13 protein-coding genes are annotated in these 15,251 nt (G+C 72.8%); 8 read left to right on the top strand and 5 right to left on the bottom strand.

The annotated features are described in order from the left end of the window. Positions 1-20 precede the first annotated feature (20 nt). Positions 21-776 (top strand): polysaccharide deacetylase family protein, encoded by a 756-nt coding sequence (locus ACIQU3_RS00860; protein ID WP_403725560.1) that lies wholly within the window; start codon positions 21-23, stop codon positions 774-776. Positions 777-789: 13 nt separating this feature from the next. Here ACIQU3_RS00860 and ACIQU3_RS00855 read toward each other — a convergent pair whose 3' ends face one another. The 5 genes from ACIQU3_RS00855 to ACIQU3_RS00835 form a co-directional block, all read right to left on the bottom strand. Beyond that, entirely contained in the window at positions 790-1,956 is a 1,167-nt protein-coding gene (locus tag ACIQU3_RS00855; RefSeq protein ID WP_403922948.1) for a glycoside hydrolase family 26 protein, read from the bottom strand. Beyond that, entirely contained in the window at positions 1,953-2,393 is a 441-nt protein-coding gene (locus ACIQU3_RS00850) for a hypothetical protein (RefSeq protein WP_403724154.1), read from the bottom strand. Before ACIQU3_RS00850 ends, ACIQU3_RS00855 begins: the two co-directional genes overlap by 4 nt. Beyond that, complete coding sequence (locus tag ACIQU3_RS00845; protein WP_403922946.1) at positions 2,390-4,225, bottom strand: glycosyltransferase; 1,836 nt, start codon at positions 4,223-4,225, stop codon at positions 2,390-2,392. The genes ACIQU3_RS00850 and ACIQU3_RS00845 overlap by 4 nt, the downstream gene beginning before the upstream one ends. A 246-nt stretch (positions 4,226-4,471) precedes the next feature. Further along, positions 4,472-6,742 carry a lipopolysaccharide biosynthesis protein gene (locus ACIQU3_RS00840; RefSeq protein ID WP_403724150.1) on the bottom strand — a complete coding sequence of 757 codons (2,271 nt, stop codon included), beginning with the start codon at positions 6,740-6,742 and terminating at the stop codon, positions 4,472-4,474. Then, complete coding sequence (locus ACIQU3_RS00835; RefSeq protein ID WP_403724147.1) at positions 6,735-7,994, bottom strand: DegT/DnrJ/EryC1/StrS family aminotransferase; 1,260 nt, start codon at positions 7,992-7,994, stop codon at positions 6,735-6,737. Before ACIQU3_RS00835 ends, ACIQU3_RS00840 begins: the two co-directional genes overlap by 8 nt. A 310-nt stretch (positions 7,995-8,304) precedes the next feature. Here ACIQU3_RS00835 and fahA point away from each other — a divergent pair, with 310 nt between their 5' ends. From fahA to ACIQU3_RS00800, 7 genes are all read left to right on the top strand, one after another. Further along, complete coding sequence (fahA, locus tag ACIQU3_RS00830) at positions 8,305-9,516, top strand: fumarylacetoacetase (RefSeq protein ID WP_403724143.1); 1,212 nt, start codon at positions 8,305-8,307, stop codon at positions 9,514-9,516. A 325-nt stretch (positions 9,517-9,841) separates the two neighbouring features. Then, on the top strand, positions 9,842-10,780 hold the full coding sequence (locus ACIQU3_RS00825) for a M56 family metallopeptidase (RefSeq protein WP_403725557.1): 939 nt from the start codon (positions 9,842-9,844) through the stop codon (positions 10,778-10,780). Between the two features lie 316 nt (positions 10,781-11,096). Then, positions 11,097-11,885, top strand: a complete 789-nt coding sequence (locus ACIQU3_RS00820; protein ID WP_403724140.1) for a GntR family transcriptional regulator — start codon at positions 11,097-11,099, stop codon at positions 11,883-11,885. 33 nt (positions 11,886-11,918) lie between these two features. Continuing rightward, on the top strand, positions 11,919-12,146 hold the full coding sequence (locus ACIQU3_RS00815) for a ferredoxin family protein (protein WP_003992261.1): 228 nt from the start codon (positions 11,919-11,921) through the stop codon (positions 12,144-12,146). Between the two features lie 60 nt (positions 12,147-12,206). Then, a complete protein-coding gene (locus ACIQU3_RS00810) occupies positions 12,207-13,553 on the top strand; it encodes an ABC transporter substrate-binding protein (RefSeq protein ID WP_403922944.1) in 1,347 nt (448 codons plus the stop codon). Beyond that, positions 13,550-14,419, top strand: a complete 870-nt coding sequence (locus tag ACIQU3_RS00805; RefSeq protein WP_403922942.1) for an ABC transporter permease — start codon at positions 13,550-13,552, stop codon at positions 14,417-14,419. The genes ACIQU3_RS00810 and ACIQU3_RS00805 overlap by 4 nt, the downstream gene beginning before the upstream one ends. Continuing rightward, positions 14,403-15,248 (top strand): ABC transporter ATP-binding protein, encoded by an 846-nt coding sequence (locus tag ACIQU3_RS00800; protein ID WP_403922940.1) that lies wholly within the window; start codon positions 14,403-14,405, stop codon positions 15,246-15,248. The genes ACIQU3_RS00805 and ACIQU3_RS00800 overlap by 17 nt, the downstream gene beginning before the upstream one ends. Positions 15,249-15,251 lie beyond the last annotated feature (3 nt).

The following is a 15,251-nucleotide window of genomic DNA, read 5'->3' as shown; positions in this document are numbered from 1 at the left end:
TCTTCCTCTACCACTGTGTGATGGACGATCCGCCGGACTGGATCGCCGAGTTCACGGTCACGCCGAAGCAGTTCGCCGCGCATCTCGACGCCGTGGTCCGCAGCGGGCGCACGCCCGTCACGATCAGCGCGATCGCCGATCACCTGGCCGGGCGGGCAGCGCTGCCGCCCCGGCCCGTGCTGCTCACCTTCGACGACGGTTTCGCCGATCTGCCCGGCCCCACCGCCGAGGCCCTGGCCGAACGCGCGCTGCCCGCCACCGCCTATCTGACCACCGGCGCCATCGCCCCGGGCGGCCGCAGTCTGCTGCCGCCCGCGCCGATGATGAGCCTGGCCGGCGCGGCGGAGCTGGAACGTTCCGGCATGGAGATCGGCAGCCACACCGTGACGCACGCGCAGCTCGACACCCTGTCCGCCAAGGCCCTGGCGTACGAACTGCGCACGTCCAAGGCCGTGCTGGAGGACGCCCTCGGGCACGAGATCCGGCATCTCGCCTACCCGCACGGCTACAACAGCCCCCGGGTACGGGCCATGTCCGCGCGGGCCGGCTACGAGACGGCGACCGCCGTGCGGCACGCGCTCAGCTCCGACCGCGACGAGCGGTACCGCATCGCCCGGCTCATCGTGCGTCGCACCCACACCGTCGCCGACGTGGAGAACTGGCTGGCCGGGACGGGCGCGCGGGTGGCGCCGTACCGCGACGGGCCGAAGACGATCGCGTGGCGGTGGTACCGGCGGGCCCGCGCGGTCGTGCACGGGCCCGAGTTCGCGGGGTGACCCCTGGCCGGGGCTACCGCAGCGGCTGGTTGAGGTAGGGGTCGGAGACGGCCTTGCGGAGGCTGTCCCAGGCCGCGTCGTTCGCGAGTGCCAGGTTGCAGTGCGGCCCGGGGTCGCGGTAGTTCCACTGGAGGGCGGCCTTGACGCCGTCCAAGCCCTTCAGCACGCCGGGCACCTGCGCGTACCACTCGGCCTGCCGCTCGGGGCGGTTCCCGTCCGCGGCGGTGCCGAACTCGGAGAGCATCAGCGGCTTGCCGTCGGAGATGTTCGCGCGGATCCAGTCGTGTGTGGCGTGCTGCGTCTGCGCAAAGGAGAGCCAGCCCGCGTCGTGACAGCGGTAGTAGTTGTACTGGTTGTAGCCGATCCAGTCGACGTAGTCGTCGCCCGGGTACATCTCCCTGATCTCGTCGGCGTGGTCGAGGTAGCCGGTGGTGATCCACGTCCACACCACGTTGTCCACGCCCAGGGCGCGGAACCGGTCGTGGATGTGCCGGTAGGCCTTCACGTAGTCGGCGGGCGTGCCGCTCTGGGGGGTGCGGGTGTCCATCTCCAGGTCGAAGGAGAGGAACACCTTCTTGCCGTAGTCCTTGACGCGCCGGGCCTGGACGTCGATCACCCGGTCGTCCAGCTCGCCGGCCGCTATCTGCTTCCAGGTCGGCTGCTGCCGCTCGGTGCCGCCCCACCACTTGCTCTCCCAGGAGAGCAGCAGCAGGTGATCCTCGCCGACGCGCCGCTCCTCCGGGGTGAGCAGCTGCCCCTCCCGGCGGGCGCCCGAGGGCAGGGACATGTCGTGGTACGTGTACACGATGTCCAGCTCGCGGCCCACCCGCTCCTCGTAGGCGCGCACCTTCTCCGGCAGGTCGTCGCGCTCGTGCGGCACGAACGCCCCGAACCAGGCGCCGCAGGGCGGCTCCAGAAGAGCCGTCGGGCGGCAGTCCGCCCCGGCACCGGCCGCTCCCTGCTCCTGCGGTCCGGAGGCGTTCCTCAGGGCGAGTACGGCGACCAGGACCGCGCTGACGACCGTGGCCGACGTGAACAGCAGTCGGCGCCGGCTCGATGCCAACGGGCCGGCGGCCGCGCGGACCTGGCGCGGATCCTCCTCGTGCGGCTTCGTGCGGTGCCGGCCTCCGGTTTCGTGCGGCGTGCGACGAGAGGGACGGTGGGGACGGTTGAACCTCACTGAGTGGAACCCTTCGGTGTCCTGGGTGTCGTCCTCGGCCGCGGGGAGGCGCGCAGCGGCGGACAGAACGCGGCGAGTGTGGTCAGCAGCGTCAGCGTCAGCAGCACCCGCTGCGCGCTGAAGGTGTGCGTGGCGATCAGCACGGTCGCGACGAGCATCACGGCGCCGATGCTCAGGAACAGCGTCAGCATGAGCCGCTCCAGCAGGTCGGAGTGGCGCGCGAAGTCCGGGTCCCGGCGCTCCACGGGCCCCTCGGCGGGCCGCGCCCCCAGGGCGGGGGCGCAGACTCTGACCATGGCGGCGCCCGGTCCCGCCGCCAGGAACAGCACGACCGCGGTGCCCCGCAGCGGCGACCCGCCGGGCAGGGCGAGCGTGGCGAGCGCCAGCCAGCCGCCGAACGGGGGCAGCATCCGGACCACGAGTTCCTGTGGTGTCATCGCTCCGCTCCCCCTGACTGCTTCAGCACGTAGAGCCATCCGGCGCCGTTCTCCGCCACGAGCCGGAACCGCGGCGATGCCGCGACGGACTTCTGAATGCGGCTCAGTTGGGCCCTGTCGAGCTGTCCGTTCATCTCCGAGTTGGCCAACTGCCCCTGGGTGAGCAGGAAGTAGGCCCGGCCGGGCCGCTCCACTCCGGCCATGTCGCGCGCGAGGGTGGCGGCGGGGCTCCTGACGATCCGGTCGACGTGGCTGCGGCCGTCGTCAAGGAACCAGTAGTGGTCGACTCGCCAGTAGGAGGCGTACGCGTCCGGGTAGTTGCGGTTGGCGGCCACGACCAGTGAGCCGTCGGGCGCCTGGTCGAAGAGCTGCCGTACGAGGGCCACTTCCTGCGGTGGGAAGTAGTTGATCCGGTCCTTGCCCGAGTAGGCGGGGACGAACGCCAGGGTGGTGCCGAGCAGCGCGGCCAGCGGCACCCAGGTGCCGATGCCCCACCGGCGGCGCTCGGCGGGGTCGGCGGGCTGCCGTCTGCCGGCTTCCTGCGCGGCGGCGTCGGCGGCCAGGGTGCGGACCTCGGGCAGCAGCGCCGCCGCTGCGAAGAAGGCGGCGCCGGGCAGCATGAACAGCAGCACCCGGAAGATCATCTCGCTGCCGTAGCTGCTCGCCGCGAACATCGGCAGCGGGGCCGCCGCGATCAGCAGCAAGGGCCGTGCGCGGTGGCGCAGCACGCGCTGGCGCCACACGCCGACGGCCGCGAGCAGCAGCACGGATCCGGACAGCAGCCGGGCCGCCCAGGAGGTCGCGACGGCTCCGGTGCCGGTCGGGGTTGCTCCGTACCCCGTCTCGACGTTGGCGCCGACGTCTCCGATGGAGCGGATCATGTCCGGCATCGCCGCGGACAGGAAGGGCAGCGCGGCCGTGAGGCACCACGCCAGGAAGATCACGACGGTCGTCACCACCGGGACCCAGTCGCGGTAGCGGCGGCCCAGGCACAGGGCGAGCAGGCAGACGACCAGCATGCCCGGCGTGAGCTGGTGGGAGATGACGATCGCCACGACCATGACGGTGAGCACCACCGTCCACACCGCCTGCCGAGGCTGTCCGCGCCGCACGGCGGACCGGCCGAAGCGGCGCAGGACCACCGCGAGCACCCCCACGTGCAGGGCGTACGCCACGGACTGGGGGGAGAAGTAGTCCTGCCCCACCCAGTTGGCGACGTAGAAGAGCCAGACAGCGGTCCAGATCAGCCGCCGGTCCTCGGTGAAGGTGCGGTAGATCAGCAGCAGCGGGAGCAGCAGCATCAGACTGGAGACCAGGGGCCACCAGGCCATGAACATCGCCGCCGAGTCCACGCCCAGCAGCCGTTGCAGGGCGGCCTGGGCGGCGAAGAAGCCCGGCCACTGGTCGTACACCGCCATGTCGCCGACCTGGTCGGCCGTCTGAAGTCCGCCGGCCGTCAGCAGGTGGTCGATGACCGCTTCGTGCTTCCATGCCCAGGCGTACAGCGGGGTCGGGTAGAGCACGGCCTGCGTGGCCCGCTCCATCACCAGCAGGCCCAGCACGTACGCCGCCGGCCAGGCGCCCGGGCGGCGCGGGTCGCGGACGGTGAACCAGAAGCCGGTGGTGAGCACCGCCAGCCCCGCCCAGAAGGCCGGGTGCAGCGCGCTGAGCAGCCCGTAGTCGTCGAGCCGCGAGACGTCGGTGTGCCGCACGGCGTACGCCCAGAGCGCGAGCGCGACGAGCAGGAAAGCGGCGGGCCCGGCCAGAGCGCGGCGCCCGGTCAGTGCGCTGCGCCCGGACCAGGCGGGGGTCAGGTCGGACAGATCCGTCACGGGCTCATGGGCGGGGCTCGACGAGTCCGAAGTGGAGGGACTGGAGGACTGGCTGGCCGTCTCCGGGCCGCTGCCATGGGTGTTCGAGCCGTCCCGTGGGGGTGTCGGTTCCGGCGTGGATCTCTCCTTCGGTGTGGCTGGCGGACGCACGGTGGTTCCCCCCTGGCGGTTGCTCTCTTCGGCTGTGCTCGGCTCTGTCGGCTCTGTCCGGGCCCGGGCCCGGGTCGGTCTCGGCTTCGGGTGTGATCAGTGGCGGGGCCGGCCGTTCGGTAATGCGCCGGCCGTTCGGTTGGCTGTCGGACCTGTCGGGGCTGTGGTGCGGGAGCGAGCCCACGCCGATGCGGCGCGGTGCAGGGGCAGGAGCAGCAGGAGGGCGACGAGCAGGGGTGGCGCGAGGGGTGCGAGCGCATCGCGCCACACCCAGCCGCCGACCGCGACGAGATACAGAACCCCCCAGCGCCCCGGCCACGTCAGATTGCGGCCCGCGCTCGCGAGCAGCAGTCCCAGTGGGACGAGGCAGAGCAACTGGCAGACCGGCGGCACCCAGCGCAGCAACGGCTCGGGCCCCTCGAGCCCCACCGCGTCCGCCAGGAAGCCGGCCGTCTTCTCGTACAACGCCCCTTCCACTGGCCGCGGTTCCCGTCCGAGGGCGACCGGGGCGGCGTACAGGGCGCACAGGACGGCGCCCAGTGCCGTGCCGGGCAACCACGGGTCGCGCCGGGTGCTCAGCGTGACGGCGGCGACGAACACCACGAGCAGCAGGCCGCCCGCGGTGAGGGACGGCAGGGGCAGGCCCGCCAGCAGCTGACGCCCGCTCAGGGCAGCTTCGGATGCCCGGCCGAGCCACGGCAGGTCCCGCAGCGGAGCGCAGAAGAAGACGACGGCGACCCCGAGCAGGCTCCACAGGGCGCCCCTCAGCCGGCGCTCCCACGGCTGCGGGTCCGGTTCCCCGGGCTCACGGGGCGATGGCTCCCCGGCCGGTCCGTCCGGCCGCACGATCAGCGCCAGGGTGTCCGCCTGCAGTGCCTCGCGCTCGTAGCCGGGGCGTCCGATGAACAGCGTGACAGTGTCCTGGTCGCCGTCCTTGGGCTGGTAGGCGGCCCGGCGGGCCCAGGTCGTGCCGTATCCGGCGGTGGCGTTGAGTTTCGCCCAGCGGGTGCCGTAGGCGGTGTCGGTGGCGGCCGTACGGACGGCGGGAGTGCTCTCCCCGGGGCGCAGGGCCGCGCGCAGTCCGGCCATGGAGACCACGGCGATCAGCGTCATGCTCAGCAGCACCGCCCAGCCGGCGCCCGCGATCCCCGACGGGGTGAACAGCACGGCAGCGCTCCCCAGGACCAGGGCGCACATGGCCCCTTGGAGCGCGGCCAGCACACCGGTGCGCCCCTGGACGCGCAGCACGCCGATGTACAGCTCCACCACGACCCGTGGCAGGGCGCCGAGCGCCAGCAGCCGCAGCACGGTCGAGCCGTGCTCGGCGTAGTCGGGGCTGAACGGCGTGAGGATCTGCGGGGCGAAGACGACCAGCACCGCCACGACCGGGACCAGCAGCAGCGTCATGCGCCGCAGGGCGCCCCGGACGCCGTCGGCGAGCCTGCGCGGGTCGTGCGAGGCGTGCGCGGTGAGCGACGAGGCCATGTTGATGGCCATGAACTCCATCGTGCCGCCGACGGTGTAGGCCACGTAGAAATAGCCGTTCTCGGCGGCGCTGAAGCGGACCGCGACCATCACCGGCAGCAGGTTGATCATCGCCAGGCTGAACAGCGCGCCCAGCGAGTCCCCGGCGAGGAAGCGGCCCATGTCCCGGATCTTCGGGGGCTCTTTGTCGCGGTCGTCCTCCGCCTGGCGCGGGATGAGCCGGCGGAAGATCAGCCAGCCCAGCGGCAGGGTGGAGAAGGCGATCGCCACCGCCCAGGAGACGAAGATGCCGAGGACGGGCAGCGTGCCGGCGAAGACGCCCAGGAGGACCAGCTTGCCGACCGAGAACACCGCGTTGCCGGCGGGCACCCACTCCGCCTTGCGCAGCCCGGTGAGCACCCCGTCCTGGAGGGTGAGCAGCGCCCAGGCCACGCACGCCGCGACGAACACCGCCCCCGCCAAAGGCGTTCCCAGGGGGGCGTAGGACGCTCCCCAGGCGTCGAGCGTGAGCAGGAAGACGGCGGCGGCGAGCGCCACGACCAGCGAACTGGCCACGTACGTGCCCCACACCAGCCGGCCGGTCTCCCGTCCCGCGCGCGGGACGAAGCGGACGACGGCGCCGATCATCGTCGTCGCCGTGATGCTGGCGAGCAGCCGCATCGCGGCGATCGCGGCGGAGCCCTGGCCGACGGCCTCCTCCGTGTAGTAGCGGGCGGCCACCAGCCAGAACCCCAGGCCCAGTACGGCGGAGACGCCGGTGCTGAGCATGAGGAAGTAGGCGTTCTTGAACAGCGAGTCGTGGGTGTGGTCGCCGTCGGCGGGCTTCGGCCCGCCGCCGTCGGTGCGCGCGGCGGTGGGCTCGTGCACCTGGATCTCAGCCACGGGACCGTCCCAGCCCTCCCGGTGCCGTTTCGTTCCCGGGCAGTTCTCCGGGCGCGCTGACGGGTTGCGCCCCGGACCGCTCCAGCACCTCGACGACGGTCCGTGCCCGCAGCGGGTCCACGGGCAGGGCGTGCCGCGCGAACCAGCGCGCCGTCTCGGGGGCCGGTGAGGGGTCGGTGAACCGCGCACCGGCGTAGTCGTCCAGCGGCGGGTCGTAGAGGTAGCCGACGACGACGCCCTGCCGTGCCAGCGCCGCGATCGCCGCGTCCCGGTCGGCCACGAACAAGGGGACCCGGAACAGCGGCTGCGTCCCGTGGCCGTCGCGCGGCTTGGCCCAGGGCGTGGACAGCAGCAGTTCCGTGCCCGCACGGCAGGCGCCCAGGACCTCGTCCAGTCGGTCGAGCCTGTGCCCGATGCGGCGCAGCCGAAGCCGGCCGGACTCCAGGCGGTAGTCGTGCATGTCGACGCGCACCCACGGGTGGTGGGCGTCGAGGCCGGGTGCCTCGCCTGCGGCGCGGGCGAGTTCGTCCGGGCGCAGCGGCATGCGGATCTCCTCGCGGTCCGCCAGCCCGAGCAGCCGTACCGCCGCCCAGGCGGCACGCCGCAGCCGCAGCCCGCGCACCGCCGCTTCCGCGTACGGCCGGACCAGGTAGGCGAGTTCGGCACTGGCCCGGCGTGGCGCGAGCAGTCCCTCGCAGGTCTTCTCGACCGCCTCCCGCAGGCCGGGGTCGGCGAGCGAGAGCATGCCTCCGGCCTTCGCCCCGACGTGCTTGGACAGGCTGAACACGGAGGCCTCGCCCCACGCCCCCACCGGCCGGTCCCCGACTCGGCTGCCGATCGCGTGCGCCCCGTCCTCGAACAGCGGGATGCCCAGAGCGTCGCACTTCTGTCTCAGGCTCGGCGCCGGGTCCGGGTTCCCGTACAGGTTCGTCGTGAGCACGGCCGACACCGAGCTCCACACCTCGTCCGGCACGGCGTCGATGTCGATGGAGGCGTCGAGCGGGTTCAACGGCGCCTGCACCGGGCGCAGTCCGGCCGCGAGCACGACGAAGAAGATCACGTCGTCGTTGACCGGCGACATCAGCACGCGTCCGCCGGGCGGGCACCAGTGGCGCAGCGCCACATACAGCCCGAAACGGCACGACGGTACGTACACACATTCCCGGCCGAGCCGGGTGCCCATGGTCTCTTCCAGCCGCTTCGGCTGTGCACCACGCCGCACCGAACCCGGACCGGCCTCCCCTATGGCCATCCGCCCCCCAGTGGTGCCGTGGGAAAGCCCCCTCCCCGAGGCCTTCCGGCACCCGCCCAGAGTCGCCCCGTTCGCACCGCTCCGTCAAGATTGCGTCGCGTCCTGTGGATAACTTCCGGCACGTACGAATGCGGCGTCCCGTCCGGCGCGCCGGAGTCGCCCAGGCCGGTCCCACCCGGGCCCACCTGCCCCGTTCGTCCCTATCCCGCTCCTCGGACTCTGCCCAGGACGGGTGTGTCACCCGTAACGTGTGGCACGACCACGAATACGTGGCGACGACATGGCCCACCCGAAAGCGAGGCAGCACCCGATGCCCCCCTTCGACGTCCCCGAGGGCGACCCCTTCGGCCCGCACAACCTGCCGTACGGCGTGTTCTCCCTGCCCGGCTCGTCCCACCGGACCGTGGGCGTCCGGCTCGGGGACCACGTGCTGGACGCGGGCGCGGCGGCCCACGCGCTCGGCTCGCCCTACGCCTCCCTGCTCGCGCAGCCCACCCTCAACCCGCTGCTGGCCGCCGGCCGCACGGCCTGGTCCGACGTGCGCCGGGCGCTGACGGCCTGGGTGACCGTGCCGTCCCACCGGGAGACCGTCGCACCGCTGCTGCACCCGCTGTCGTCGGTGACCCTGCACCTGCCGTTCGAGGTAGCGGACTACGTGGACTTCTACGCCTCGGAGAACCACGCCCGCAACGTCGGGCAGATCTTCCGCCCCGACGCCGAGGACTCCCTCACCCCCAACTGGAAGCACCTGCCCATCGGCTACCACGGCCGCTCCGGCACGGTCGTCGTCTCCGGCACCGAGGTCCCGCGGCCGTCCGGGCAGCGCAAGGCCCCCACCGACGCCGCCCCCGTCTTCGGCCCGTCCGTCCGCCTGGACATCGAGGCCGAGGTCGGCTTCGTCGTCGGCGTGCCCTCCCGGATGGGCGCGCCGGTGGCCCTCGGGGACTTCCGCGAGCACGTGTTCGGGCTGTGCCTCCTCAACGACTGGTCCGCGCGCGACATCCAGGCCTGGGAGTACGTGCCCCTCGGCCCGTTCCTCGGCAAGTCCTTCGCCACGTCGGTGTCGGCGTGGATCACTCCGCTGGACGCCCTGGAGGAGGCCCTCGTGGCGCCCCCGGCCCGGACGCACGAGCTGCTGCCGTACCTGGACGACAGCAACGAGGAGCCCGGCGGCTACGACCTGCGGATCAGCGTCGCCGTCAACGGCCACGTGATCTCCGAGCCGCCCTTCTCCACCATGTACTGGACGGCCGCCCAGCAGCTGGCCCACATGACCGTCAACGGCGCTTCCCTGCGCACCGGCGACCTCTACGGCTCCGGCACGGTCAGCGGCCCCGCGGAACGGGAGCGGGGTTCCCTGCTGGAACTGACCTGGAACGGCCGCGACCCGCTCGAACTCCCGGACGGCAAGCGGACGTTCCTGGAGGACGGCGACGAGGTGACCCTTACGGCCTGGGCCCCGGGACCCGACGGGGTGCGGGTGGGGCTCGGTGAGGTGACGGGGCGGGTGGTCCAGGGCTGACGCGGGCCGGCCGGGAGCCGGCCGACGGCCTCCCCTCCCGTCTCCGGTGCCGCCGTCCGGTCCCCGATCTGCTGTGTTGCCGTCCGGACCGTGATCTCCCGTGTTGCCGTCCGGACCCTGATCCCCTGTGTTGCCGTCCGGACCCTGATCCCCTGTGTTGCCGTCCGGACCCCTGACGCACACCGCCCGGCCCGTCATACTGGGCGCGGGGCGGTGTGCCCGCACGTCCGCCACGCTCGTCGTGGCCACCGGTGCGCACGGCGGCCGCCCTCCCCGCACGACCCGTAGCCGCCCCTCATGTGACGAGGAACCGGAGCCCGTGGCCATGACCGTCTGCCTGCTCCTGCTGAGCGTCGTCGCCGTGACGGCCGCCGTACCCGTTCCCCGTGCGCTGACCAGGGCGTCCTGGCCCGAGCGGGAACCGGTGGTCGCGCTGTGGGTGTGGCAATGCCTGGTCGCCACCGTCCTGCTGGCGTGCGTGACGGCCTTGTCCCTGGGCGCCGCCGCCGTCTTCGGCACGGTCCGCGCGCAGCTCTTCGCCCCGGCGCCGGCCGCGGTGACCGCCGCGTACGACCTGTCCGCCGCCCCGCCGTGGGCCACCGCCCTCACCCTGCTGCTGGCCTGCGGCGCCGCCTGGACGACCGCGATGCTCGCACGGGAACTCGTCGAGGCGCGCCGGCGCCGGGCCCAGGCCCGGGCCCATCTGCGTGAGCGCGCCCCCGACCTGCCGGCCGGCCTGCCCGCGGCGCGGGGTCCGCTGCTGGTCCTGGAGGACGAGTACCCGGACGCCTGGTGGATGCCCGGCCACCCGTCCCAGCTGATCGTCACCACGGGCGCCCTGCACCGCCTCACCGGCCACCAGCTCGACGCGGTCCTCACCCATGAGCGGGGCCACGCCCGGGCCCGCCACGACTGGCTGCTGCACCTGTCCACCGCCCTGGCCACCGGCTTCCCCCGCGTCCCGCTGTTCACCCACTTCTGCGACCAGACCCAGCGCCTGGTCGAACTCGCCGCCGACGACACGGCCTCCCGTCGCTGCGGCCACCTGACCACGGCCCTGGCCCTGATCGAGCTCAACCAGCACCGGGGCGTGTTGTCCTGCGCCTCCAGCAACCGCCTGCTGGGCGAGCGGGTCGACCGGCTCCTGGAACCGCCGCCCCGGCTGGGACGCCGGCACCGGGCCCTGACCACCACGACGGCCGCGCTCGTACCGCTGCTGCCCCTGCTGATCGTCTTCGCGCCGGGCCTGTCGGCACTGTCGTAGAGCACGGGCCGAGGGGCCCGGCCGAGGGGCGACGAGTTGTCGGAGCGGCGTCGGCCGAGAGCCGGCCGGTCGTCGGCGGGGCACCGGCACGAAGGCGGCCGGTTGTCGGCGCGGCACCGGCCAGGAGACGGTCGATGGTCGGCGCGTACCGGCTCGAAGGCGGTCCGCTGTCGGCGCGGCAGGGTTCGGGCGGCCGGTGGCGGATCTGGTCCTGGACCGGCCAAAAGACCAGCTCACTCGTCGAACAGGTCACATTGCCGGTGGCGCAACATTCCTGCAACACCACTTTTCCTATCGGATAGGTATGGTCCGAGCCATGCCCAGTGACCGCATCCGAGACCACGCCGGACAGGGAGCCGCGACCACCGTCGCCGCCCACCGCGCGCGGCGACGGCTGCGCGCCGACCGGGCACGGCAACTGGCCGACTTGCTCAGGCGGTTGCTGCTGACCGGCGCCTTCCCGAACGGGATCCTCCCCCACGAGTCGGCCCTCGCCACCGAGTACGGCGCCAGCCGCAACACGGTCCGCGAGGCTCTCGACCTGCTGCGGGCCGAGGGTCTCGTGGAGCGTCAGCCAGGTGTCGGCACGGTGGTCGTGGCCCACAAGTACCCCCACGGCCTCGACCGCCTGATGGGCCTCGCGGAGACCCTCCGCGAACACGGCCGCGTCACCAACGAGGTCCGCACCATGGGCCCCACCCCGGCACCCGCGCCGGTCGCCGACCGCCTCCGGCTGGCGCCCGGCACCGACGTCCTCTACATCGAACGCCTGCGCAGGCTCGGCGGACTGCCCCTGTCGCTCGACCTCACCTACATCCCCCTCGACATCGGCACCGAGCTGCTCGGCGCCGACCTGGAGAACACCGACGTCTTCCGCCTCCTGGAAGCCGTCACCGGCCGGCGCCTCGGCCATGCCGAGATCACCCTGGAAGCGGTGAGCGCGGACGGCCACTCGGCCTCCGTGCTCGAGGCTCCGCGCGGTGCCGCCGTCCTCATGCTGGAACGCCTCACCCACCTCGCGGACGGCCGCCCGGTCGACCTGGAGTTCATCCGCTTCCGCGGCGACCGCATCACCATGAGCGGCCTGCTGCACCGGAACCGGTGACCAACCCGCTCGCGCACATCCCTGGAGACAGCCATGCCCTTGGCGCCCCAGCGGGCCGACGTGCCCGTGACCATCGACGAGTCGAAGTGCATCGACGGCTGCACGCTCTGCGTGGACATGTGCCCGCTGGACTCCCTCGCCATCGACGAGCGCAACGGCAAGGCCTACATGCATGTCGACGAGTGCTGGTACTGCGGCCCGTGCGCGGCTCGCTGCCCCACCGGAGCCGTCACGGTCAACATGCCCTATCTGCTCCGGTGAGAGGCCCGAACCGTCATGTCCCGAACCCTCACGTCCCGAACCGCCACGTCCCGAACCGCCGTGAAACGCACGGCAGTCGCGATCTCCGCCATCGTCCTGCTGCTCCCGCTGAGCGCCTGCGGCGGTGACGCCGAAGCGGGCAGCGGCTCCACGGTCACCGTCACCGTCGGCTACCAGTCCAGGACGATCAACACCGTCACCGCGGGCACCCTGCTCCGCTCGCTCGGCGCCTTCGAGACGCAGCTGAACTCCCTGCACGACGGCGTCCACTACAAGGTGGACTGGCAGGACTACGCCACCGGCGCCCCCATCACCGCCCAGATGACCGCCGGGAAGATCGACATCGGCTCGATGGGCGACTTCCCGCTGCTCATCAACGCGGCCCGCGGCAAGCAGCTCAACAGCCCCACCCGCCTGGTCTCGGTCACCGGCTACAACCTCCGCGGCGGCCTCAACACCATCGTCACCGCGCCCGGATCCGAGCTGACCTCCCTGAAGGACCTGAAGGGCAAGAAGGTCTCCACTAGTGTCGGCTCGGCCGCCGACGGCACCCTCGTACGGGCCCTGCAGCGTGCCGGCATCGACCCGGACAACGGCATCGAGAAGCTCAACCAGCAGCCCTCCGTCGGCGCCTCCGCCCTCACGGCGGGCAGCACGGACGCGCTCTCCCAGTTCGTCGCCTGGCCCGGCCTGCTCGCCTTCCAGGGCAAGGCGAAGGCGGTCTACGACGGCGCCCGGCTGAACCTGCCCACCTTCCACGGCGTCACCACCCGCGAGGACTTCGCCAAGCGGCGCCCGGCCGTGCTGGAGGCGTTCCTGAAGGCCCAGGCGAAGGCGACCGACTACCTGAACGACCATCCGGTGGACGCCGCCGAGAAGGTCGCGAAGGCGACGGGCCTGCCCGCCGAGGTCGTCTACCTCTACAACGGCGATCACGGCATCGCCACCTTCGACCCGGCCATCAAGCCCCGGCTCGTCTCCGCGCTGAAGCAGGACGTGTCGATCCTCAAGTCGGCGAAGCTCACCGGTGACGTGGACGTCGACTCCTTCGTGGACGACCGGTACGTGAAGAAGGCCCTCGGGCCGGCGGCGTACGCGAAGCACCTCGCCACCAGGCCCGCACCGGCCGCGAGCGAGGCCTGGCCCAAGGGCGCCTCGAAGACCGTCACGTTCGACTCCCCCTCCAAACTGTTGCGTTACGTCGCCGGGCACCGCGACACCCTGCGCGCCGCCTACGTCCCCGACACCACCACCGGCACCCTCTGGTTCGCCGACAAGGCCGTGTGGGTGTCCGACGGCGACAAGCTGCTGCCCTTCGTCGCCCCCGACACGGCGCAGGCGTACATCGCCGGGCACGGCGGGGCGCGAGTCGTCCCGTACGCCGACGCCCTGGAGCGGGCGTCGTGAGGCGGTACGCGCTCCGCGTGCTGTCGCTCGCCGCCGCGCTCGGCCTGTGGCAGACGCTGACCAGCCTGAACATCGACCTGTGGCTGCGCTTCTCGCAGTTCCCGACGGTCACCGACGTGGCCCGGGCCTTCGCCGCCCGGGTGTCCGGGCCGGACTACTGGACGGACCTCACCGACAGCCTCACCCGGATCCTCACCGGCTTCCTGCTGGCCGCCGTCCTCGGTGTGGCCACGGGCGTGCTCGTGGCGCGCTCGCGTCTCGCCGAGGACCTGCTCGGCCCGGTGCTGGAGGTGATCCGGCCGATCCCGGCCATCGCCCTGGTGCCCGTCGCGATCCTGCTGTTCCCCTCCAACGAGCAGGGCATCGTCTTCATCACCTGCACCGCCGCCTTCTTCCCCGTCCTGGTCTCCACCCGGCACGCGGTGCGTGCCCTGACCCCCGTGTGGGAGGAAGCCGTACGCACCATGGGCGGCGGCCGGTGGCGGACCCTCGGCTCGGTCGTCCTGCCGGGCGCGCTGCCCGGTGTGTTCGGCGGACTGTCCGTCGGCATCGGCGTCTCGTGGATCTGTGTGATCTCCGCCGAGATGATCTCCGGCCAGTACGGCGTCGGTTACCGCACCTGGCAGGACTACACCGTCGTCGACTACCCCGGGGTGTTCGTCGGCATGGTCACCATCGGCGTGCTCGGCTGGCTCACCTCCACCGCCGTGGAGCTCCTGGGCCGCCGCCTCACCCGCTGGCTGCCCCGCACCGCGTCCGTGCCCGGTGCCCGGCCGCCCCGGCCCGTGACACCGGCTCCGGCCGCTCCCGCCACCGCCCCCGGCGGGGCCCGATCCGAGGAGACGCGCGATGAGCACCTCGTCTGAGACCGTCCCGGACACCCCGCCGGCGGCTGCCCCGAACACCCCATCAGGCGCCGCACGGGGCACCACGTCCGGGACCGCCGCCACGGACACCCCCGTCCGCGGCACCCGGCTCACCCTCACCGGCGCCCTGCTCGGCCGTCCCGGCGCGACCGCCCTGGAGAAGGTCGACCTGGACGTCGCCCCCGGCGAGATCCTCACCGTCGTCGGCCCTTCCGGCTGCGGCAAGTCGACCCTGCTGCGCACCCTGGCAGGTCTGCTGCCGCCGCTCGCCGGCGGGATCGCCCAGGACGGGCGGCCGCTGACCGGCCCCTCGGCGGACCGGGCCCTGGTGTTCCAGGAGGACGCCCTGCTCCCCTGGCGCACCCTGCGGGCCAACGTCGAACTGCCCCTCGCCATCCGCGGCGTGGGGCGATCCGAGCGCCGGGAACAGGCACGGACCTGGCTGGATCGGGTCGGACTCGGCCAGCAGGCACGGCAGTTGCCGCACCGGGTCTCCGGAGGGCAGCGCCAGCGCGCCCAGCTGGCCCGCGCCCTGGCCGCACGCCCGCGCGCCGTCCTCATGGACGAGCCGTTCGGCGCGCTCGACGCACAGACCCGGGCGGGCATGCAGGACCTGCTGGTGGAGGTGCTCCAGGGCACGGGCGCCACCGTCGTATTCGTCACCCACGACGTGGACGAGGCACTGTTCCTCGGCGACCGGGTGGCCCTGCTCGGCGCGGGCGCCCTCGTCGCCGTCCGGGACATCCCCCGCCCGCGCGATCGCTCCGCGCACGCCGATCCGGCCCGCAAGGCCCTGCGGCGCGACATCCTCACCTCGCTCGGTACGTGAAAG

The organism is Streptomyces sp. NPDC101110 (assembly GCF_044759525.1).
GTDB lineage: Bacteria > Actinomycetota > Actinomycetes > Streptomycetales > Streptomycetaceae > Streptomyces.
The sequence above is the reverse complement of the archived record's forward strand: the minus strand, read 5'-3'. Positions and strand labels throughout refer to the sequence as shown.